The organism is Rhizobium leguminosarum bv. trifolii WSM2297, assembly GCF_000271845.1.
The window spans coordinates 105195-125050 of record NZ_JH719392.1; the positions used below are offsets into that span (position 1 = coordinate 105195).

The 19856-nt window shown below is 60.7% G+C and carries 18 protein-coding genes and 2 pseudogenes; 10 read left to right on the forward strand and 10 right to left on the reverse strand.

All coding sequences use genetic code 11. The features are described from left to right. Positions 1-137 precede the first annotated feature (137 nt). The 6 genes and pseudogenes from RLEG4DRAFT_RS00475 to RLEG4DRAFT_RS00495 form a co-directional block, all read right to left on the reverse strand. Positions 138-965: pseudogene (locus RLEG4DRAFT_RS00475) on the reverse strand (adenylate/guanylate cyclase domain-containing protein); the annotation flags it as partial. Next, a pseudogene (locus RLEG4DRAFT_RS41200) lies at positions 961-1051 on the reverse strand (response regulator); the annotation flags it as partial. The pseudogenes RLEG4DRAFT_RS41200 and RLEG4DRAFT_RS00475, both read right to left, overlap by 5 nt. Continuing rightward, positions 1048-2538: a sensor histidine kinase gene (locus RLEG4DRAFT_RS00480; protein WP_003574482.1), complete on the reverse strand. Its 1491-nt coding sequence runs from the start codon at positions 2536-2538 to the stop codon at positions 1048-1050. The gene RLEG4DRAFT_RS00480 and the pseudogene RLEG4DRAFT_RS41200, both read right to left, overlap by 4 nt. Before the next feature lie 2 nt (positions 2539-2540). Further along, positions 2541-3569, reverse strand: a complete 1029-nt coding sequence (locus RLEG4DRAFT_RS00485; RefSeq protein WP_003574483.1) for a mechanosensitive ion channel family protein — start codon at positions 3567-3569, stop codon at positions 2541-2543. Positions 3570-3637: 68 nt separating this feature from the next. Further along, positions 3638-4057 (reverse strand): cupin domain-containing protein, encoded by a 420-nt coding sequence (locus tag RLEG4DRAFT_RS00490; protein WP_003574484.1) that lies wholly within the window; start codon positions 4055-4057, stop codon positions 3638-3640. A gap of 62 nt (positions 4058-4119) precedes the next feature. After that, entirely contained in the window at positions 4120-4872 is a 753-nt protein-coding gene (locus RLEG4DRAFT_RS00495) for an SDR family oxidoreductase (protein ID WP_003574485.1), read from the reverse strand. Between RLEG4DRAFT_RS00495 and RLEG4DRAFT_RS40575 the strand changes: the two genes are divergently transcribed. Next, positions 4856-5041, forward strand: coding sequence for a hypothetical protein (locus RLEG4DRAFT_RS40575; RefSeq protein ID WP_141651642.1), 186 nt, complete (start codon positions 4856-4858; stop codon positions 5039-5041). The genes RLEG4DRAFT_RS00495 and RLEG4DRAFT_RS40575 overlap by 17 nt on opposite strands. On the opposite strand, the gene RLEG4DRAFT_RS00500 is transcribed toward RLEG4DRAFT_RS40575, so the two are convergent. Together RLEG4DRAFT_RS00500 and RLEG4DRAFT_RS00505 are read right to left on the reverse strand one after the other, a co-directional pair. Continuing rightward, entirely contained in the window at positions 5035-5946 is a 912-nt protein-coding gene (locus RLEG4DRAFT_RS00500; RefSeq protein ID WP_245277924.1) for an MBL fold metallo-hydrolase, read from the reverse strand. The two genes, RLEG4DRAFT_RS40575 and RLEG4DRAFT_RS00500, sit on opposite strands and share 7 nt — an antisense overlap. Before the next feature lie 367 nt (positions 5947-6313). Beyond that, positions 6314-6769: a carboxymuconolactone decarboxylase family protein gene (locus RLEG4DRAFT_RS00505; RefSeq protein WP_003574488.1), complete on the reverse strand. Its 456-nt coding sequence runs from the start codon at positions 6767-6769 to the stop codon at positions 6314-6316. Positions 6770-7042: 273 nt separating this feature from the next. Between RLEG4DRAFT_RS00505 and RLEG4DRAFT_RS00510 the strand changes: the two genes are divergently transcribed. From RLEG4DRAFT_RS00510 to RLEG4DRAFT_RS00540, 7 genes are all read left to right on the forward strand, one after another. Then, entirely contained in the window at positions 7043-7828 is a 786-nt protein-coding gene (locus RLEG4DRAFT_RS00510) for an alpha/beta fold hydrolase (RefSeq protein ID WP_003574490.1), read from the forward strand. A gap of 231 nt (positions 7829-8059) precedes the next feature. Further along, positions 8060-9040 (forward strand): alpha/beta fold hydrolase, encoded by a 981-nt coding sequence (locus tag RLEG4DRAFT_RS00515; protein WP_003574491.1) that lies wholly within the window; start codon positions 8060-8062, stop codon positions 9038-9040. Between the two features lie 119 nt (positions 9041-9159). After that, positions 9160-10020, forward strand: a complete 861-nt coding sequence (locus tag RLEG4DRAFT_RS00520) for an SDR family oxidoreductase (RefSeq protein ID WP_003574493.1) — start codon at positions 9160-9162, stop codon at positions 10018-10020. A 216-nt stretch (positions 10021-10236) separates the two neighbouring features. Beyond that, positions 10237-13914: a PAS domain-containing protein gene (locus RLEG4DRAFT_RS00525; RefSeq protein ID WP_003574495.1), complete on the forward strand. Its 3678-nt coding sequence runs from the start codon at positions 10237-10239 to the stop codon at positions 13912-13914. Then, entirely contained in the window at positions 13911-14552 is a 642-nt protein-coding gene (locus tag RLEG4DRAFT_RS00530; protein WP_003574497.1) for a response regulator transcription factor, read from the forward strand. Before RLEG4DRAFT_RS00525 ends, RLEG4DRAFT_RS00530 begins: the two co-directional genes overlap by 4 nt. Positions 14553-14554: 2 nt before the next feature. Next, entirely contained in the window at positions 14555-14932 is a 378-nt protein-coding gene (locus RLEG4DRAFT_RS00535; protein ID WP_003574499.1) for a response regulator, read from the forward strand. 1 nt (position 14933) lies between these two features. Further along, positions 14934-15629 carry a response regulator transcription factor gene (locus RLEG4DRAFT_RS00540; protein ID WP_003574501.1) on the forward strand — a complete coding sequence of 232 codons (696 nt, stop codon included), beginning with the start codon at positions 14934-14936 and terminating at the stop codon, positions 15627-15629. Positions 15630-15661: 32 nt separating this feature from the next. On the opposite strand, the gene RLEG4DRAFT_RS00545 is transcribed toward RLEG4DRAFT_RS00540, so the two are convergent. After that, entirely contained in the window at positions 15662-16597 is a 936-nt protein-coding gene (locus RLEG4DRAFT_RS00545) for a LysR family transcriptional regulator (protein ID WP_171898162.1), read from the reverse strand. Positions 16598-16656: 59 nt separating this feature from the next. Here RLEG4DRAFT_RS00545 and RLEG4DRAFT_RS00550 point away from each other — a divergent pair, with 59 nt between their 5' ends. Next, on the forward strand, positions 16657-17406 hold the full coding sequence (locus tag RLEG4DRAFT_RS00550) for an SDR family NAD(P)-dependent oxidoreductase (protein ID WP_003574504.1): 750 nt from the start codon (positions 16657-16659) through the stop codon (positions 17404-17406). Positions 17407-18427: 1021 nt separating this feature from the next. On the opposite strand, the gene RLEG4DRAFT_RS00555 is transcribed toward RLEG4DRAFT_RS00550, so the two are convergent. Further along, a complete protein-coding gene (locus RLEG4DRAFT_RS00555) occupies positions 18428-19405 on the reverse strand; it encodes a helix-turn-helix transcriptional regulator (protein ID WP_003574506.1) in 978 nt (325 codons plus the stop codon). Between the two features lie 133 nt (positions 19406-19538). Between RLEG4DRAFT_RS00555 and RLEG4DRAFT_RS00560 the strand changes: the two genes are divergently transcribed. Next, positions 19539-19808, forward strand: coding sequence for a hypothetical protein (locus RLEG4DRAFT_RS00560; RefSeq protein WP_003574508.1), 270 nt, complete (start codon positions 19539-19541; stop codon positions 19806-19808). The last annotated feature ends 48 nt before the right edge of the window (positions 19809-19856 follow it).

Genomic DNA, 19856 nt, shown 5'->3' on the forward strand with positions numbered 1-19856 from the left:
ATTGGAATACTTGCGCGATTCCGTCGGATGGTGGCAAAAGTCGCAGCGCCACGCCGATCATCTTCATGCAATCCGAAGGCGGCGACGATCAGTCGCCGGATCGCGCGCTTGTACCAGACTCTTATCCTCGCGCTCGATTATCCCACCTGTATGCGAATGCCCGAGGCGCCGTTGAGCAGCCGCCTCAAATGATAGCTGGCGAGCGGATCATCGGAGTATATGCCAACCAGCGCGGCGAAAGCAGGCATGGCTGCGGCGCAATTCTGCTCGAGCTTGGTAAAGGCTGTCATATACTGCGTCGTGACCGGCGCATTGAACTGCGCAGCCGACAAGGGCTCGTGGGCGCGCAATGGCTCACTGCGCCCGCGCAGGACAAGATCGCCGACCGGCCGTCCCCTGAATTCCTCTACCCCGCTCGCGACACTGTCGCTGACGCAAATCCGCGTGCCCAGCGTCTTGTTCGCGGTCTCCAGCCTCGCGGCAATGTTGACTGTATCGCCGTAGGCGGTGAAATCGAAGAAGCGATCGCCACCGAAGTTGCCGACCAGTGCGGGGCCTGCGTGAACGCCGATACGTGTGGTCCCGAAGTCAACGCCTTTCTGTTTCCAGCGCTCGCTAAACGCCTCGGCCCATTGGTCGAGCGCCTGTGCGCAGGCGATCGCGCGGGTCGCATAGTCGGCCTGGTCGCCAGGTGCATTGAACAGCACCTGAATGGCATCGCCGATCACTTTGGCCACCGTTCCTTCATACGCGAAGACGACATCCGTGAGACCGCCGACATATTCATTAAGCAACTCCGCCAGCACCTCGGGAGCGACTGTCTCGACGAGTGAGGTAAAGCCTGTGATGTCGGTGAAGATCACTGCGATGTCGCGCCAGCGAACCTGCATGTCATCGTCAATACCGCCTGCGGAAAGGTGCTTGGCAAGCTCAGGCGAAAAATAGCGTGACAACGACGCAAGCGCCGGGCGCGAAGATCGCGGCGGAATTGCTGGCGGAACAAGACCTCGACGTCCGCTTCGTCATCCACCACCAGAACCAACACCGTCATGGCTCGCCTCTTCTGCTGTTATTGTCCGAAAAATTGCTGACGCGCGGCAGCAGGATGGTGAACTCGGTAAATTCGCCGGGCTCGGTCTGGACATCGATCCGCCCGCCGTGTTGCTTCACGATGATATCGTGGCTCATCGACAATCCGAGACCGGTGCCTTCGCCAGGCGGCTTGGTCGTGAAGAAGGGCTCGAACATCTTCTCCTTGACCTCGGCTGGAATGCCGGTGCCGTTGTCATGGATGCGGATTTCAATGGTATCGCCAAGGTTGCGCGTGCTGGCGCTGAGCGTAGGTTCAAATCCGGCACCCTCCTCAATGCTACGCTTGGCCACGGCATAGAAGCCATTGCACATCACGTTCAGCAGCACGCGCGTGATCTCCTGCGGAAAGACTTCGGCGGTGCCGGCGTCGGGATCGAACGCGCGCCTGAGGGTCGCGTTGAAATGCGGTGTCCCCGCGCGCGCGCCGTGATAGGCAAGGTTGAGGCTTTCCTCCACCAGCGCATTCACATCGGTCGACCGGTGTTCGCCGCCACCCCCGCGCGAATGCAACAGCATGTTCTTGACGATGGAATCGGCGCGCTTGCCGTGCTGCACGATCTTTTGCAGATTGTCCTTCAGCATCCCGCGCAGTTCGTCGAGCTCATTGCGAACATCATCCGCCAGGGCGACCGGAGCCAGCGCATCGTTCAACTCGTCCGTAAGATCAGCCGAGAGGGCAGCGAAGTTGTTGACGAAGTTGAGCGGGTTTTTGATCTCGTGCGCGATGCCGGCGGTGAGCTTGCCGAGCGAGGAGAGTTTCTCGGTCTGGACCAGACGGTCCTGCGCGGCGCGCAGATCGTCGAGGGACTTGGCGAGCTGCGTGGTCCGCGCCTGGACTTCTTCGAATAGCCGCGCGTTCTCGATCGCGATCACCGCCTGATCGGCGAACGTGTTGAGAAGGTTGATCTGGCTGTCGCTGAAGGTCCCCGGCTCGGCACGCGAAACACCGATCGTGCCGATAGCGATGCCCTCGCGAAGCATGGGGACCACGATGATGCTTCGATATCCCCTGGCGCGCGCCATGTCCTTGATGGCTTGGGGGACACCGGGTTCGGTTTCGATATCGGAGCGGAACGCCATGGCGGAGCTCAGTGCAACTCGGCTGTGAATCCCCGAGGATGTCAGCGGAGTGGGAAATGAAGCCCGGATCTCCTCGTGGCTGATCCGGCTTCCCGCCGTGCAGGCCGCCACATGAAGCATGCCGGCCACGACGCGCGTCACAAGCGCCGTTTGACCGCCGAGCAACCGTCGCGAGCTCTCGGAAATGACATCAAAAACCGGCTGCACGTCGGTTCGCGACATGGAGATGACGTTGAGAATTTGTGCGGTGACGGTCTGGCGCTCCAGCGCAATCGCAAGCTCCGATTGCAGGCTGGCGTTCTCAGCCGCTGCGGCGCGCAGTTGCTGCTCAAGCTCGTCAATCTTGCGCCTCAGTTCGATGTCCATGGCTAAACCGTGCTGGATGAGAGCGGCCTGGCGATAGCTGCCGCGGGCTCGACACTCTCAGGAGGCGGCAGGCAGAAGAAGCTTTTTTCCGGCATTGCCAATGAGAGGCCGTTCGTCTTGCAGTGCCGATAGACGAGATCAATGACCTCATTTTTGGCCGGCATTCGGCTGGCCGGGCTCGCCACGCAAAACTGCAGCTCGACCTCGATAGCCATTGCATCAATCGCTTTGAGCGCGACGGACGGCGGCGGAATTTTAACGATTCGCTCGCAGCTCCGCAGAACGCCCAGCATGAGGTCTTCAACCACGGATGGCGGCTGGGTGGCGGCAACGTGCACGGAAAGTGCGATCCAGTGTGTTTCGTCAGGACGGCTGAGATTGGTCATTCCCTGTTTTGCAAGGACGCTATTGGGCAGGACGACGACATTGTGTCCGCCGGTCAAAAGATTGGTGGAGCGCCAGTTGGTTTCGGCGACGCGCCCTTCCGTCCCGTCGCCAAGCTGGATCCAATCGCCGATGACATAAGCACGACCGAGCGTGAGCGCGATCCCGGAAAAGACGTCGGCCAGCGTGTTCTGCAGCGCCAGGCCTATGATGATGGCGACCACGCCAGAGGTTGCAACCAAAGGGCCGATCGGCGCTCCGAAGACGAAGCCGATGACTGCCAGAGTCACGCCGAGATAGACGACACCGACGATCAAATCCTGCAGCAGATGTGCTTCCCGCGGCTTGTGGTTGAGAGTGATATAGATCTGCACGAAGCCGATTAGCGTCCATGCGAGATGGAGCCACCAGAGAACCCTTGCGGATTTGGCCAGCAGGATGCCGGCCTCCTGAAGCTCGGCATCGTCGAGGCGATAAGGCGAAACTCCGGCAAGCCAAAGCACGAGGCTCATTCCGGCAAAGAACAGGACCTGTACGATCAGGCGGGCGGTCGGACGGCTGCGTCCCTGGATATGCCAAATAACGATTCCGGCAAGCCCCAGAAGGTTGATGAGGAGAAGCGGAAGGGAATGATGTTCGCCAAACATGACGGGCTCGCCGGTAATGATTTGCCAGGGGGATGGGGCGAATGCAGATGGCACTCGCCCCAGCGCAGCTATTTCTTGATCGGGAAGGTCAGTTCCTTCTGGCTGCTGTCGACGACGAAGACCGCCAGGAGCTTCGCCGGCTTGGTCTTGCTGGCATTCTCGCTGACGCCATGGCGATCGCCGGGCATCTCGGAGAAGTTCTGGCCGGCCTTGTAGACCTTGACCGGACCGTCATTGACCTGACTACGGATCGCACCCTCGAGGACCGTCGCATAGATGAAGGCCGAGTCTGGATGGGTGTGGGCCGAAGAGAACCCGCCGGGGCCGTATTCGACCAGAACGCCTTTCATGCTCTTGCCAGGAGCATTCGGCAATTCATGCTCATAGACGAGAGTAACCTTGGCATCTTTGTCGCCGGCATCATGCGCGGTCGCCGCCGTGGCAGACAAGAGAGCCGTCATGGCAAGGGCGAGGATTGACTTGATCATCTCGAATTTCCTTTCTCGAAGCTTGGACGAGGCGCCGCCCGTGGCGGCACATAGTCATCCCCTTATTTGCGTGCGGATGTCGCGAACCATTGTTCGAAATTGATGCGGCCGATACGGGGATTGTTGTCGGAAACGAGCGAGCCGTCCTCCAGTTTGGTGCCGAAATACTGGGCTTCCGGATCGGCCACGACCTTCCGGGTGTCGCCCATCGCCTTCAGGTAACGGGCGACGAAATCCCAAAGCCGAGCACGCTCTGGGCCGGAAATCTCAATGATGCCGTTCATCGGCGCCGCAAGGGCCGCATCCGTCACGAAATCTGCGACATCATCGGAAGCGATCGGCTGCAGAAAACCCGTCGACAGGCGGGTGGTGTCGCCGACCGTGCCGGACTGCGCAATGCCGCCGAGGAATTCCATGAATTGGGTCGAGTGGACGATCGTATAGGGAATGCCGGATTCCTTGACGATCTTTTCCTGAGCGACCTTGGCCCGCATATAGCCGCTCTCGGGCAGGCGATCCGTGCCGATGATGGACAGGGCGATGTGATGCTTCACGCCGGCGACCTTTTCCGCCGCCATAAGGTTGCGGCCCGAGGTCTCGAAGAATTCGAGCACGGCCTTGTCCTCGAAGGAAGGCGAGTTTGCGAGGTCGATGACGACGGAGGCGCCAGTCAGCGCCTCAGCGAGACCCTCGCCGGTGATCGTGTTGACGCCGGTATTCGGGGCGGCGGCAATGACCTCATGGCCCTGTTTGCGGAGGCGATCTGCCGTCTTCGAACCGATAAGGCCGGTTCCGCCGATGATGACGATTTTCATGAGCTTCTCCATGCGCGGCCGCTTCGCGCACCGCATTGTTCATTCGTTTCTGAACGATTGGTCGAGGATCGGGCCGGCCTTGCCGGTTCCGCAGATCCACTCGGCCGAGCCGGGCTTGGCTTTAAAGGCCGTGCGCCGGCTCGGCTCTATTGCACCAGGCGGTCAGTAGTCCCAGAAGACCGGCACCCAACGGAAGTGATCGCCGTCGGCTGCCACATGGCCGACGGAGGGGAACGGCATATGAGTGGCCACCAGAAGCTCGCCGGTCTCCACCAGCTCTCGCAAAAGACGAACGCGGACGCGGGCAGCTTCTTCGGGATCGTGTTCGAAGCCGTTGAACCAGTCGGGGTGATCGAAGCCGACCGCGAATACCGCATCGCCAGCGAACATCAGCCGGTCCTTGCCCGATGCCACGCGGACCACGCTATGGCCAGGTGTGTGGCCGCCGGTGCGAGAGACGACCACGCCCGGCGCCACCTCGTACTCATCATCGAACAATTGCAGGTGGCTGTCGTACTCTTTTCTGAACTGCTTGGCGGCCGCCCGAAGCGCGTCCGGGAAGCCGGGCGGCATCGACACATGAGAGAAATCGGGCGCCTCCCAGAATTTGACCTCGGCCGCCGCCACATGGATCCTGAGGTCTGGACGCAGCCGCTCCTTCACCCCGTCGACGATCAGCCCGCCAACGTGGTCCATATGCATGTGAGTCAGTACCACGTCGGTAACGGATCCAAGGTCGATGCCGGCGGCTTCCAGTCGCTTGATCAATTGCCCGGCCCGCGGAAGGTTCAATTCCGGGTCCAGCCCCAGGCCGGCGTCAATGAGGATGGTCTGCTTGCCACTGCGCACCACGACCACGTTCAGCGCCCAGTCGAAAGCGTCCGGCGGCAGGAACATCTCGTTCAGCCAAGCCGCGCGGTCGGCCGGGTCGGCATTGTATCCCAGCATCTTGGTCGGCAGCGGCAGCACGCCGTCGCTGATCACCAGCACCTCAATATCACCGATCTGCACCGCATAGCGCGATGGAACCAGTTCGTCGGGGGCTGATTTAACGGGCTGTGGAGGGTTGTTCATGTCTGTCTCCTGCTGAGAAATCGTGTGAGGTTTTGTTTCTGTCTGCGACATGATGCGCTCCTGTTTTGCGTGATCGAAACGGCCACAAGCCACGGAGCGGATTTTATGTTGAGGCGCGTTTGACGGTCGATCCGGCCAAGGGAGAGGAAAGGCCATACCTGAGGATAGGGCAGCTCATGCTCTCGGTGGGATGCGGCCGAGACTTGGCAGCGAAGAGGCTGGCATGAAAGAACAGGGGCACTCGCCGGTCGAACGATGTCCCGCCCCTCCTTCCTGCTCATGGATGGCGCATCACCGTATTGAAAGCTTTGGATTGGACATTGCCGGGCGGATAGATCCGCCCGGCGCGTTCGCATCTGCTCAGCGATTAAGCAGCGCGATTGTGATCTGCCGGATGCTGCAGCCGAAAGCCGATCGCCAGCCGGTTCCAGGCGTTGATCATTGCAATACCGATAGACAGCGCCATAAGTTCGTCCTCCGAAAAGACGCTGTGAGCGGCTTCATAATCCGCATCCGGCGCGCGGCTCTCGGCGATATAGGTCAGCGACTCGGCCCACGCGAGCGCCGCACGTTCGCGATCCGTGTAAAGCTGCGATTCATGCCAGGCGTCCAGCAAGAGCATCCGCTCTTCCGTCTCGCCCTGCTTAAGCGCTTCCTGACGATGCATGTGCAGGCAATGGGCGCAGCCGTTGATCTGCGACACGCGCATCTTCACGAGCTCCATCAGTCTGGGATCGAAGCTTCTGGCGATCCATGCCTCGGCGGCGACGAGGCCATCGATGCCGCCATTCGTCCTGGCCAGTATGTTCAAACGCTTGGTCATCCTGTTCTCCGTTGATTGATTGCGATCGAAAGCTGGACGTATCGCCCGGATCACGAACTATCCCCGACGTCGCGGATCAACCATCTGGCCAGAAGGTGCGCCCGGCTGGTCTCTGATGTAGAAGTGCCTGGCCGATCGATCAGATTTCCCGTCATTTGTGCCAGCTCATCCTATACCTCAGTAGTGGATGGGCGCATCTCACGTAGAATGGTTTGCGATCGCAGACCCACGCATTCTCCCGGCATAGGCAACCGCTGCGTTAGGAGAAAGCAGATGCTCAAAATTATGAAGGTCTTGGCGCTTGGCGCCGCGATCGCCACGCTGGCCGTCGCCACCGCACAGTCCCAAGATCACGATCTCAAACCGACAATCGTTCTCGTTCATGGCGCCTTTGCTGAATCGTCGAGCTGGGACGCGGTGATCACCCGCTTGGCGAAGGATGGCTATGTAGCGATCGCGGCGGCCAACCCGCTTCGCAGCGTCGCGTCGGATGCCGCATCCGTCGCATCCGTCGTCCGTGCCATCAGCGGACCAGTGATCCTGGTGGGCCATTCCTATGGCGGACCGGTCATCACTGAAGCCGCGAACGGCAATCCGAACGTGAAAGCCCTGGTCTATGTTGCGGGTTTCATGCCGGATACCGGCGAATCCAGCCTCACCCTGTCGGGCAAATTCCCCGGCAGCACGCTTGCCGGTGCGCTCGCGCCCGTGACGCTGCCGGATGGCACGCAGGATCTCTACATCCAGCCGTCCAAATTTCATCTCCAGTTCGCCGCCGACGTTTCAGATGACAAGGCGGCGCTGATGGCTTCGACGCAGCGACCCGTCACTAAGGCCGCGCTCGCTGAGCCCTCCGGCGCCGCGTCGTGGAGGAAGCTGCCTTCCTACATGATCTACGGATCCTCCGACCGCAACATTCCGCCAGCGGTCATGCAGTTCATGGCCGAGCGGGCACACGCCGTGAAGACTGTCGTGGTCGACGGAGCCTCGCACGCACTCATGGTCTCGCATCCCGGCGAAGTCGCCGCCCTCATCGAAGAGGTGGCGTCCGCCAAGTGAATGGCAGCATTGTCGGTCTGGAGGTCTCTCCTCAAACGAAATTGCATGCACGGTTCCTGACCCCGCTGGCCGGCGTCGGTTTTCAGGACTGCCGCAACCATTACCGACCGAGAATGGGATCGCCCGCCCAACGCCACGATCCCACAGTCCGCAGACGCTTTCCACCAACAGTTTTCCGGGTCGGCGGTCACCGCCCTCATTCGCACTTCAATCATCGTGAAGGATAACAATATGCGCGACATTTCAAACCCATCGGTTGTCAGCGTCTCACGCCGCGACGCTCTGCTCGGCGGCCTCGCCACCGGCATCGTAGCGAGCTTGCCCGCGATCGCCACCGCAAAGACTCCGAAGCAGCCTCTCCCCGCCACCATCAATCACGGAAAGCAAGCCATGAGCACGATCACCACCAAGGACGGCACAGAAATCTATTACAAGGACTGGGGGACCGGCCCGGTCGTCACCTTCTCGCACGGCTGGCCGCTGAATTCCGATGCCTGGGACGGCCAGATGCTCTTCCTCGCCCAGCACGGCTTCCGCGTCGTGGCGCACGATCGCCGCGGCCATGGACGCTCCAGCCAACCGACGTCGGGCAACGACATGAACGGATACGCCGACGATCTGGCCGCGGTTATCGAGGCGCTGGACATCAGGGACGCAACACTGGTCGGCCACTCCACCGGCGGCGGCGAGGTTGCCCGCTATATCGGCCGGCATGGCACGAAGCGTGTCGCCAAGGCCGTCCTCATCGGCGCCGTGCCGCCGGTCATGGTCAAATCGGCGGCCAATCCGGAAGGCCTGCCGATCGAGGTGTTCGACGCGATCCGCGCCGGCCTCGTCAAGGATCGTTCACAGTTCTACCGAGACTTCGCCCTGCCATTCTACGGCGCCAATCGATCGGGCTCGAGTGTCTCCCAAGGCACCCTCGACCAGTTCTGGCGCTTGAGCATGCAGGCCGGCCTGCTCAACGCCTATGAATGCGTCAAGGCATTCTCCGAAACCGACTTCACGGAAGACCTGCGGAAGTTCGACGTGCCGACACTCGTCCTGCATGGCGAAGACGACCAGATCGTTCCGATCAAGGATTCCGCCGTCAAGTCTGCGCGGCTGATCAAGGGTGCTAAGGAGATTTACTATCCGGGCGCGCCGCACGGCATCACCGCCACGCATCAGGACCAGGTGAACGCCGACCTGCTCGCCTTCCTCAAGGCTTGAGCTGGCCACGGCTCGTGGAGCAAGCCGCCGGGCTCCGCGAGCCGTCCTGAACTGGCGCGGCCTTGCCGCGCCAGTTCCTCGATCCTTATTCCATCATCACGTTTCAGAGGTCAGCCAACATGCCGAAGACTTGGCTCATAACCGGCAGTGCCGGCGGGATCGGCCGTAGCGCGGCCGAACTCGTGCTCACACGCGGCGACAACCTCATCGCAACGGCCCGCAATGTCGACCGCCTTCTCGACCTTGCGCGCCGCTACGAAGAGCACGTGGAACTCATCGAACTCGATGTGACAGACGCGTCCGCATCGAAAGGCGCAGTCGCAGCGGCAATGGAACGGTTCGGCCGCCTCGACGTACTGCTCAACAATGCCGGCAATGCGCATCTCAGCCCCTTCGAGCAGATCTCGGAAGATGATTTCAAGGCTGAGATCGACACCAACTTCTACGGTGTGGTCAATCTGACGCGCGCAGCGCTCCCCGTAATGCGCCAGCAGAAATCGGGACATATCATCAACATCTCATCCAGCTCGGCGCGCTTCGGCAGTCCCGGTTCCACGGCTTATAGCGCGGCGAAATGGGCGGTGAGCGGCTTCACTGCTTCGCTTGCCAAGGAAGTCAAGCCGTTCGGCGTCAAGGCCGTCGCCATTGAGCCGGGCAGCATCCGCACGAATTGGACACGGGTCGCCCGTGGCCATGTCCCCCCGCTGCTGCCGGAATACGAACCGACCATCGGCGCGGTCATGAAGATGACGGAGGGCTATGCCGGCACCGAGCCCGGCGATCCCGACAGGGTGGCCGCCGTCATCTTCAATCTTTCACGCCGCGACGATTTGCCGGAACAGCTCGTCCTCGGAAGCGACGCGCTGGCACGAATTGCCCAGAATGATGTGGTCCGATCGACGGCCGCGCTCCAGTGGAACGAGGTCAGCCGGTCGACGGACTTTGACGAGGATGCCATGCCCCTGCGGCTTTTGGACTGAAACAGGAATCATCCAATCGGATGTCGGATACTATTGAGGCTTGACGGTTTTCCACCAGGGCGGCGACGGCAGCGCCGCAAATACATGGATTTCCATAAGTTGCGGCCGCGCAGTGGCGCGAATAGGGTACGACACTGGATCGCTGCTGCTGCTATCGAGACTAGCCACTCGATATGCTGGCGCCCCCCAAGCTTTATGTCCCTGCAGGAGCCGCCGATGACGCGCGTCTGGTCGTACCGCCCCCAACTCATGCGCCTTGGTCTGTTTTTTGCGGCCTATGTCCTGGGTTGTGGCTTCGCACAGGCACTTGCAATCGTACCCGGAACAGGCATTTCCATATGGCCTCCGAGCGGGCTTTTCATTGCAACCCTTATGCTCGCACCCAAGCAGAGCTGGCCGTGGTGGGTGCTGGTCGGCTGCCTCGGCGAGCTGTTCGGCAATGTCCTGTGGTTCCACAGCCCGCTGCCCGCCGCCGTCCTGATTTATGCCGGCAACGCGCTCGAAGCCATGGTCGGCGCGTGGCTCGTAAACCGGGTTTTGGGTCGGCCGGTTCGGCTGGAAACCCTGCGGGAAGTTCTGGTATTCATCGCGTTGGGTGCCGGAGTTGCCCCGGTGGTGAGCGCGACGATCGGAAGTGCGACGCTTGTTTGGTTCGGCATATTTTCACAAACCTTCTCAGGGGCCTGGCCGCTCTGGTGGATCGGGGATGCCACTGGCGTCCTGATCGTCGGGCCGCTCGCGTTGGTCGTGATCCAGAACTGGAACAGCAAGGCCGAGCTATCGGCTGCGCGATGGATTGAAGCGTGCGTCGTAGGACTTATCCTTCTCGGCGTCGCTGCCCTTTCGCTCGGCGGCTACCTGCCCTTCGCCTATATTATCATGCCGCCGCTGCTTTGGGCCGCGGTGCGCTTCGAATTCAAGGGGGCTGCCGTTACTCTTGCCCTCCTCGCGCTGATAACTGCGATCTTCACGATATCCGGCGCCAGCCAGTTCGCCGGAAATGCCGAGAGCCAGCGCCACAACCAGATTATGTTGCAACTCTTCCTGGCGATCTCGGCATTTTCGGCCCTGGTCGTGGCCGCCATATCCCGGCAGCACCAGCTCGCGTTGCTGACATTACGCCAGAGCGTGGAGGCCCTGCGCGACCGCGAGCGAGAGCTCTCGCAGATCGTGAACATGGTCCCAGTCCACATCAGACGGCTGACGCCCGAAGGCGAGCCTACCTTCTTCAACAAGCGCCTGGTGGATTTTTTCGGGTTTGACCTGCAACAGTTGAAGAGGCCAGGCACAAGCCAGTTGGCGGCAAACATTGAGACCCTGGTTCACCCAGATGATGCGTCCGGTCTACTGCAGGCGGTGCGCCATGCTGTCTCGACAGGCGAACCATACTCGATGAAGTATCGCATGCGCCGCGCGGACGGCGTCTATCGCTGGGTTGATGGCCGGGGGGAACCATTGCGAGACGAATGCGGGAAGATCGTACAATGGTTTGCGATCTCGATCGACATCGATGACGAGGTGCAGGCGCTGGAAGCACTGCAACAGAGCGAACGAAAGCTCCAGCAGCTCATCGACGCGGTGCCCGCTCTAATTTGGGCGACAACCTCGGATGGAATGCCATCCTACATCAACAAACGGTTCAGAGATGTAACAGGGGCCAGCCTGGCGGATATTACAGCGCCTGATGGGTCGCCATCGCTCAGTGTCATTCATCCGGAGGATGCCGACGCGGCCCGGCAGGCCATCCAGCATTCGTTCCGCACAGGCGATCCTTACATCCAAAGATATCGTCAGCACCGGACCGACGGCACCTATCGTTGGACCGAGACGCGCGCAGAGCCGTTGCGGGACGATACCGGCGCCATCCTGCAGTGGTACGGCGTCAGCGTCGATATCCACGATCTCGTGATCGCGCAAGAGGCTTTGCAACAAAGCGAGCGCCGCTATCGCGATGTGTTTCACTATATGCCCATCGGGCTCGCCCAGGTGGATGCCGGAAAACTGGTTCCGTTGTTCAAGGAGTTGCGGGCCGAGGGTGTCACGGACCTCGAAGTCTATATCGATAAGCATCCCGACTTTCTGGCGCGCGCCCTTGAGACCCTCGAAATCGAAGAGGCCAACCGCCACTTGACGGAAATGTTTGGGGCTAATGACCAGGAGGAGATGCGGGGTCCTATCACTCGCTATTGGCAGCCAGGCCTCGCCACCATCCGCCGTTCCATAGAGTCGCGTTATCGCGGCGAGGAGGTCTTTCAAGAGGAAACCAAGGTGGCGCGAATGGACGGCAGCGTCATGGACGTCGTTTTCGCAACCGCCCGCCCTGGCGCCATCGCAGACAAGAGCCTAGTCGGCTTCATCGACATCACCGAACGCAAGAAGGCCGAGGAAGCGCTGAAGAGCAGCAAGCGGCAATTGGAGCAGATGATCGACACCCTGCCGATCAATATCCTGAGCTTTGCTCCATCGCGCAAGATGACCTATGCGAGCAGACGATATCTGGACAATGTCGGTTTGCCGACACCCGACATCGAGAATTTCGATGCGCTGGCGCGAGATTTGGCTCACCCGGAAGACTTTCCGACCATGTTTCAGAGAGCAATTAATGGCTTTGCGACCGGCCAGCCTTTCGTAAACCGATTTCGTCGGCGCACCAAGGACGGAACCTATCGGTGGATTGAAGCTCGCGCGCAGCCTCTGCTCGATACCGATGGTGCGATCGTACAATGGTATATGATCTCGATCGATATCGAAGATGAGATGCTCGCGCAGGAGGCGTTACGAGAAAGAGAACGCTTTCTTTGGCAATTGGTGGAGACGCTGCCGGCAATGATCGATTGCGCCGCGCCGAACGGCGAGCCGGTCTATCGCAGCCAGCAACTCCGGGAATTCCTTGGCTACGAACTGGAAGACTTGGACGGCGCGAAGAAATCACGGCTGAATGGCACCCTCGACGCCGGAGTCCACCCAGAGGATCTTGCGGGGGTCAAGGAACAGTACGCTCGTTGCCTCTCGAGCGGCGAGCCCTACGCACGCAGGCACCGCTTGCGCCGTTTCGATGGCGAATATCGCTGGGTCGAGACGCGAGCAGCCCCGATGCGCGACAACGACGGCACCATCGTGCAGTGGAACGTCATCTGCCTGGATATCGATGGCGAGGTGCAGATGCAGGAAGAGCTGCGCCTGGCGCACGAGAGGCTGGCGCGCGCCAGCCAGGCGGCGAGCCTTGCGGAGCTTTCCGCGTCTATCGCACATGAGGTGAACCAGCCTCTTGCGGCGATCGTCGCCAATTCGCACGCGTGCTACCGCTGGCTATCGGCTGAGCCCGTCAATTTCGAGCGCGCCAAGATCACGACCGAACGGGTCATCCGCGATGCCAATTCGGCGGCGGAAGTCGTTAGCCGTATCCGGGCGCTGTTCAAGCAATCCGTGGAGAACAGGATCAGCCTGTCGCTCTCCGGCGTTATCGCCGAGGCGTGTAATCTGGTGGCAGGAGAGGCTTTGCGCCGTCGCATCCGGATCGACATCGACGTGGAAGGCAAGCTTCCGCCTATCGCGGTCGACCGCGTCCAGATCCAGCAGGTTCTGGTCAATCTCATCCGCAATGGTATGGAGGCAATGGACGCTGTCGCAGGGGAAAAAGCTATCGACGTGCGCGCCCGCCGGGTGGGCAGTGAAGTACAGACCGAAATAGGTGACCGGGGAAACGGCATCGAGTTCCCGGATCAGATCTTCGAACCTTTCTTCACGACGAAAGAGAACGGAATGGGCATGGGTCTCGCCATCTGCCGTTCGATCGTCGAGGCGCATGGCGGGCGTTTATGGGCCGAGAAAAATGAACCGCATGGCGCGCGGTTCATTTTCACCTTACCGCCCGTGGGGAAAGCGGCGCCATGACAACGGATGACCATGTTGTTTTTATCGTCGACGATGACGAACGCATCAGGGAGGCGCTCGGCGGGCTCCTGGAGACCCACGGCATGCGTGCCATCGCGTTCGGTTCGGCGGGCGACTATGTGGACACCGAGAAGCCGGATCTACCTGCCTGCCTGATACTCGACGTTGGATTGCCCGATATCAACGGCCTCGAACTGCAGCGGCAGATCGCCGAGGGCGATCATCCGCCGATCGTCTTCATAACGGGCCACGGCGACATCCCCTCCTCGGTGCGGGCGATCAAGCACGGTGCCGTGGATTTTCTCACCAAACCGTTCAGCGACACGGATCTTATAGCCGCGGTGCATACGGCGATTTCCGAGGATCGGAAAAGGCGATCGGAACGGGCTGAGCTGAGCCTGTTGAAACAGCGCTATCTCGAACTGACGCCACGCGAACGCGACGTGCTGCCGCTCGTGGTCAGCGGCCTGCTCAACAAGCAGGCGGCATCGGAACTCGGAATCAGCGAAGTGACGCTGCAAATCCATCGGAGGAATGTGATGCAAAAAATGGCGGCGGCATCGCTCGCCGACCTCGTGCGCATAGCGGAACGATTGGGAATACCGATCACTCATTCACGCCGGGCGGGAGGAAATTGAGCATGGAGAAGACAAGACCGATCGTCGCGATAGTCGATGACGACCCGCGGCTGCTCGAGTCGCTGGAGGAGCTGTTGGAATCCGCCGGCTATGCAGCTTGCTGTTTCCGCTCGGCTGAGCATCTGCTGACCCACGGCCTGTCGAACCTGGACCTGTTGATCACCGATATTGGCATGCCGGGCACGAACGGCTTTGAGCTTCGTGACATCGTCAACAAGGCGCGTCCGGAACTACCGGTATTCCTGGTCACCGGCCGCCACGAGATCGCCGACCAGGGCCGCGCGCGGGGCATCAGCGGCTTTTTCCGCAAGCCTTTCGATGCGCCTGCCTTGCTCATTGCGATAGGGGAAGCTTTGCAGACATCGAGAAATGGAGGGTGACATGAGAATTGACCAGCCGCTCCGCAGATCGGCACCGCGGTCGCGGCAGCATGAGAATGACACAAGTGAGCCAATCGTCGTCATCGTCGATGACGATGCGGCCGTTCGCGAGGCCTTGTCGGAGCTGATCCTCTCAGCGGGCCTGCGGCCCATGAGCTTCGCCTCGATCCGTGAAGTGCTCGACGCCGACATACTGGACCGCCCCGGCTGCCTGATCCTCGACGTGCGCATGCCGGGGGCGAGCGGCCTTCACCTGCAGCATCATCTGGCGGAGAGCGGCAATGCGAAGCCGATCATCTTCCTGACTGGACATGGCGACATTCCGATGACCGTGCAGGCGATGAAGGCGGGCGCCGTCGATTTTCTTACCAAGCCGGTGCGCGACCAGACGCTGCTCGACGCTGTGATAGCCGGCATCGCGCTCGACGCGGCGCGACGCGCCAACGCTTTGATCGTCAGGCGCAACATCGAGCGCCTGGAGACGCTGACGCACCGCGAGCGCGAGATCCTGCGCGAAGTGGCGCGGGGGCGGCTCAACAAGCAGATCGCCTTCGACCTCGGGATAAGCGAGGTCACGGTCAAGCTGCACCGCGCCAATGTCATGCGCAAGATGGAGGCCGGGTCGATCGGCGAGTTGATCAGGGCCTGGGAGACGCTGCCCATCGCAACGCGCGAGGCCGGTGGCGCCTCGTTCTGACGGGATAGATCCGGCCGGGGAATGCGTTGTGCTCACATCATCTCGATGGCCTTTGCCTCGCCTGCGATGAAGTCGCAGAACAGTTTGACGCGCAATGGCACGGTGCGGCCGAAGGCATGCAGTGCATTGAACGGCAGGCTTGGAAGCGCGATCTCCGATGCAAGACTTACAAGCGCACCAGCTTGTAACTCCTTCGCCACTAGGCACCGCAGCAGATAGGCGGCACCCACCCCTGCGAGCGCCGCCTGGATGAGCGCGGCGCCTGAATCGCAATAGACGCGACCCGTGGGAACAAAGCTGCTGCCGTCCGCCAGGCGTATAGGCTGGACTAAACCGCCGAGCGCGTAGCGGGCAAAAGGCACGGTTGCCAGATGTTCGACAGGCAGCGGGGGATTGCCCGAGGTCTCAAGAAAAGCCGGAGATGCGACGATTGCCAGCGGCAGGTCGGCCAGATGGCGGACCATGAGATCGCCCTGCGTCGGATTGCCGGCGCGCAGCACGACGTCGTAGTCCTCGCGGATCAGGTCAACGAATCGGTCCGTAAGGCCAATATCGAGATGCAGGTCCGGATTGTCCGCGGCAAAGCCCGTAAACAGCCGCGGTAGCAGCAGGGGCGCCAATTCGCTCGGCATGCTGACGCGCAGGCGGCCGGAGAGCGCGGCATCGGACCCGATCACCTCGTCGCTGGAATCCAGATCCTGCAGGAGCGGTGCGACGCGCTCGAAGAAAATCTGACCATCCTGCGTTAACGTCAGTGCGCGGGTGGAGCGCAGGAAGAGGCGCGCACCGACCTTCTTTTCAAGCCTCGCCACACTCTTCGACACTGCCGATGGCGTGGTGTCGAGCGCGCGCGCCGCGGCGCTGAAGGAGCCGGCCTGTACCGTCCGCACGAAGGCCATCAATCCAGACGTCTCGTTCAGTAGATTCGGCATTCGCGACTCCGCGGCACAAATCATGTGCCCGTTCATGATCTAACGGCTGAGGGTGCCCATCGTTTATCTCAACCACAGTTGAAAGGAGATAACCAATGCAGCACCTCAAAGACAAGGTCGCCGTTATTACCGGCGGCAATAGCGGTATCGGCAGGGCGACTGCCAAGCTTTTCGCCGAAGAAGGCGCGAGGGTCATCATCACCGGCCGGCGGCAGGATGTCGTCGACCAAGCGGTGCGCGACATCGGGCGTCATGCCATTGGTATCGTGGGCGACGTCGCCGACCTCGAACATCACCACAAGGTGGTGGACATGGTAGAGAACCATTTTGGTGGCCTCGATATCTATATTGCCAATGCCGGCGTCATCAATCTCACTGCGTCCCGCAATGTGACACCGGAAGACTATGATCGCCATTTCGCCATCAACACGCGCGGTGTGTTTTTCGGTGTGCAGACGATCGCACCGCTGATCCGCGATGGCGGCAGCGTCATCGTCACGAGCTCGCTGGCGGCAACAAAGGTCCTGCCGGACCACGCGGTTTACGCCGGCTCGAAGGCCGCCGTCGCCGCCTTCGCTAAGAATTGGGCGATCGAATTCAAGGCACGCCGCATCCGCGTCAACATACTTAGTCCGGGGCCGATCGAGACGGAAATTCTTGGCAAGCTCGGCGTGTCGGAGGCCGAACGCCCCGCATTTGAGGATCACATGGCATCGCTCATCCCGGCAGGGCGGATGGGGCGGCCGGAGGAGCTGGCGCGGGCCGCGCTCTTTCTCGCCTCCGAGGCGGGCAGCTTTGTCAACGGGATCGAACTTCATGCCGACGGCGGCATGACCCTGGCTTGAAAGGCTCGATACACCTAATCCGCGCGCCCGCAAGATCACAGTGCGACCGTGCGACGCGCGCCGAGAGCGAGTGAACGATACCGTCCGATCGCTGAAGCCGTGCCGGCGACCGAGGTGGAGCGCACCAATCGTTCTCCGGGGAGAACGTCTGGTTGCGCGCCATCACCGGAAATTGCGATAGTCATTCGTGAATGGCAGTCGTGGGTCGAAACGAGCCTGCGTCGACCGGCTTGCGGATGACAGTTCTTGGCGCGAAGCGGAAGATCGTGTTTTAGGGAACCGGGTCCCCAGCTAATTCTAGTGCGATCGTAGATTGCGAAATCGGAGTAGCGCGAAGCTGCGGCTAGCGGCGCGGAAAAGGTAACATGTAGCTGTAAAACCTGCAGGATTTCTGGAGACGATCATAAGATCAGAATGAGGCGGTACAGGCGTAAATTGTGCCTGCCTGGGGAACCTGGATTCTCACATGATTTCAATGGCTTAACAAGATAGCCTTGAAATTCCCTCTGCTTTTCCGTCGCGAGCGACCGTGGATGCCACCTTTGTGCCCTGGGTTTGGGCATCAGTCAACAGGATCGGGCGAGCGGCAATAATTGCCACCTTTTTCTGGTGGGGAATGGAAACTACTGAAAGAGGGAATAGGTCCAAAAAATGGCTTGCCTGGGGACCTTGGATTCTCACATGATTTCAACAGCTTAGCGAAAAAACCCTGAAATTCCCTCTGTTTTTCCGTCGCGAGCGACCGTGGATGCCACCCTTGTGCCCAACCGGAGGGGAGGAGCGGCAATTATTTCCGCTTTTGAGGTCCCAACTTTCCCTCTAACGATCACCGCGCGTTTGTCCCCTTGCGTCCCATATCTGTCGTTGCCATGCGATGTTTCATCTCGAGAAACAGACGTTGTCTCTGTGTGCGACCATCCACGCGACCTTCCAGCTTCGCGGCGCGCGACGGCAACCGCGAACGGGGCATTGGAAATGCGGCCTGAAATATTCTGCTTTGAGGTCCCTGCTCGGAACCCGATCATGGCAAGGCTTTGAAATCCGACCTTTGATAGCCATTAACTAGGGTCTTCAGTCCCTTGGGCGCGATCACCTCAACCTTGTCGCCCCATTGATAGAGATGCCACGTCATCTCGAGCCATCCCGATGCCTTGAACCGGACCAAAAGGCTCCCGTCATCCTGGCGATCCAGCACCTGCCGGGGGTGGAAACGGAAGCCGGCAGCGCGCTCAGCAGCCTCCGGTGCAAATCGCCAGATGACCTCTCCGAATTGTTCTGGATCCTGCCAGACACCAAAGGCCTGCGCGGCGTAGTCTCCGATAGTGAACCCTTCTTGCAGCGTGAAGCTTTCGTTCAGGGTTTGTGCCTCGTGAATGAGGTCGATGCGGAAGTTGCGCACCTCGTCCGCTTTGGCCGGATCGCGAGCAGCAAGGTAGGTCCGGTGGCCCAGCAGCACCCCATGTGGTTCCAGGATACGTGTCGCGCCATCCTGATTGTAGCGCACCCGCAGGCGGAAGGGGCCGCGAAGAGCTTCAATGATCGCATCGAGGATGTCTGGGGCCAAGCGAACTCGTGGGCCAGGTCGCATTACCTGGCCCATGGCCGTTAGAACCGCCTCGGCGTCGGCTTCGACCCGTGCTCGCGCCGGAACCCGCGCTAACATTCCCTCACGCAGGTCGTCCAGCGCGCGGGAGTGGCGTAGTCGACCCTCAGCCTCGGCAGTGCGAGCAGCGATCTCCAACGCTTCAATGCCAGTTTCATACCGCAGTTGAAGCCGGGCGAGGCCGGGATCGACTAGCCGCCAGCGCCGTTTACGGTCTGGCCCATCCTCTGCCTCCACGTTGCCGAAGGTTCCCTCAAGTGCTTCGGTCATGCGCTGGGCTGTGCGATGGGACACACCAAACTCCGCACAGATATCTTCGAGGCCGATGCCGCCCCGCCGCGCCGCTGCCATCTGCGCGAGGCGTATTAGATCCTGTGCCTTTGAAAAAGAAGACATGCGCACCGTCAGCCTGCCAGAATTTGTCACCCCCGTAAGCTAGAAATGTTTCTGCGTCCTGTCGAGCCGATTGCCAGATGAGTTACATGACAAGTGGCGCGGCAGGCGTACGAGAGCACTGAAAGGAAAAGCAATGCGCGGAAGTGTCATTAGGATCGAACGGATTTCCTCTCGCAGCGGCGCGGTGGAGGAACCGTCCGTCACTTCAAAAGGCTATCAGCTCGCCGACCCGGCGCATGGCAAGCACCGGCATCATGCCGACAATGCGACCTATGTGAAGACGCTGGAGGAGGCGGCGGTGCTAATCGAGCGTGGCTTTGCTCTTCGCATGAGCTCGAAAGGCAAACCTGGATCGCTGATCGCGGCGAAAAGCCTGCGGATCGTGCGGGCGCCCGCCGGCTGACAAGAGAAAGCTTTTTCGGGCACTGCGCATCAATTCAATCAATTGCGG

What these genes read in the sequence shown, in the direction of transcription:
- RLEG4DRAFT_RS00480 (WP_003574482.1), bottom strand. Translation starts at nt 2,538, where the DNA reads ATGGACATCGAACTGAGGCGCAAGATTGACGAGCTTGAGCAGCAACTG.
- RLEG4DRAFT_RS00485 (WP_003574483.1), bottom strand. Translation starts at nt 3,569, where the DNA reads ATGTTTGGCGAACATCATTCCCTTCCGCTTCTCCTCATCAACCTTCTG.
- RLEG4DRAFT_RS00490 (WP_003574484.1), bottom strand. Translation starts at nt 4,057, where the DNA reads ATGATCAAGTCAATCCTCGCCCTTGCCATGACGGCTCTCTTGTCTGCC.
- RLEG4DRAFT_RS40575 (WP_141651642.1), top strand. Translation starts at nt 4,856, where the DNA reads ATGATGACGATTTTCATGAGCTTCTCCATGCGCGGCCGCTTCGCGCAC.
- RLEG4DRAFT_RS00495 (WP_003574485.1), bottom strand. Translation starts at nt 4,872, where the DNA reads ATGAAAATCGTCATCATCGGCGGAACCGGCCTTATCGGTTCGAAGACG.
- RLEG4DRAFT_RS00500 (WP_245277924.1), bottom strand. Translation starts at nt 5,946, where the DNA reads ATGAACAACCCTCCACAGCCCGTTAAATCAGCCCCCGACGAACTGGTT.
- RLEG4DRAFT_RS00505 (WP_003574488.1), bottom strand. Translation starts at nt 6,769, where the DNA reads ATGACCAAGCGTTTGAACATACTGGCCAGGACGAATGGCGGCATCGAT.
- RLEG4DRAFT_RS00510 (WP_003574490.1), top strand. Translation starts at nt 7,043, where the DNA reads ATGCTCAAAATTATGAAGGTCTTGGCGCTTGGCGCCGCGATCGCCACG.
- RLEG4DRAFT_RS00515 (WP_003574491.1), top strand. Translation starts at nt 8,060, where the DNA reads ATGCGCGACATTTCAAACCCATCGGTTGTCAGCGTCTCACGCCGCGAC.
- RLEG4DRAFT_RS00520 (WP_003574493.1), top strand. Translation starts at nt 9,160, where the DNA reads ATGCCGAAGACTTGGCTCATAACCGGCAGTGCCGGCGGGATCGGCCGT.
- RLEG4DRAFT_RS00525 (WP_003574495.1), top strand. Translation starts at nt 10,237, where the DNA reads ATGACGCGCGTCTGGTCGTACCGCCCCCAACTCATGCGCCTTGGTCTG.
- RLEG4DRAFT_RS00530 (WP_003574497.1), top strand. Translation starts at nt 13,911, where the DNA reads ATGACAACGGATGACCATGTTGTTTTTATCGTCGACGATGACGAACGC.
- RLEG4DRAFT_RS00535 (WP_003574499.1), top strand. Translation starts at nt 14,555, where the DNA reads ATGGAGAAGACAAGACCGATCGTCGCGATAGTCGATGACGACCCGCGG.
- RLEG4DRAFT_RS00540 (WP_003574501.1), top strand. Translation starts at nt 14,934, where the DNA reads ATGAGAATTGACCAGCCGCTCCGCAGATCGGCACCGCGGTCGCGGCAG.
- RLEG4DRAFT_RS00545 (WP_171898162.1), bottom strand. Translation starts at nt 16,597, where the DNA reads ATGAACGGGCACATGATTTGTGCCGCGGAGTCGCGAATGCCGAATCTA.
- RLEG4DRAFT_RS00550 (WP_003574504.1), top strand. Translation starts at nt 16,657, where the DNA reads ATGCAGCACCTCAAAGACAAGGTCGCCGTTATTACCGGCGGCAATAGC.
- RLEG4DRAFT_RS00555 (WP_003574506.1), bottom strand. Translation starts at nt 19,405, where the DNA reads ATGTCTTCTTTTTCAAAGGCACAGGATCTAATACGCCTCGCGCAGATG.
- RLEG4DRAFT_RS00560 (WP_003574508.1), top strand. Translation starts at nt 19,539, where the DNA reads ATGCGCGGAAGTGTCATTAGGATCGAACGGATTTCCTCTCGCAGCGGC.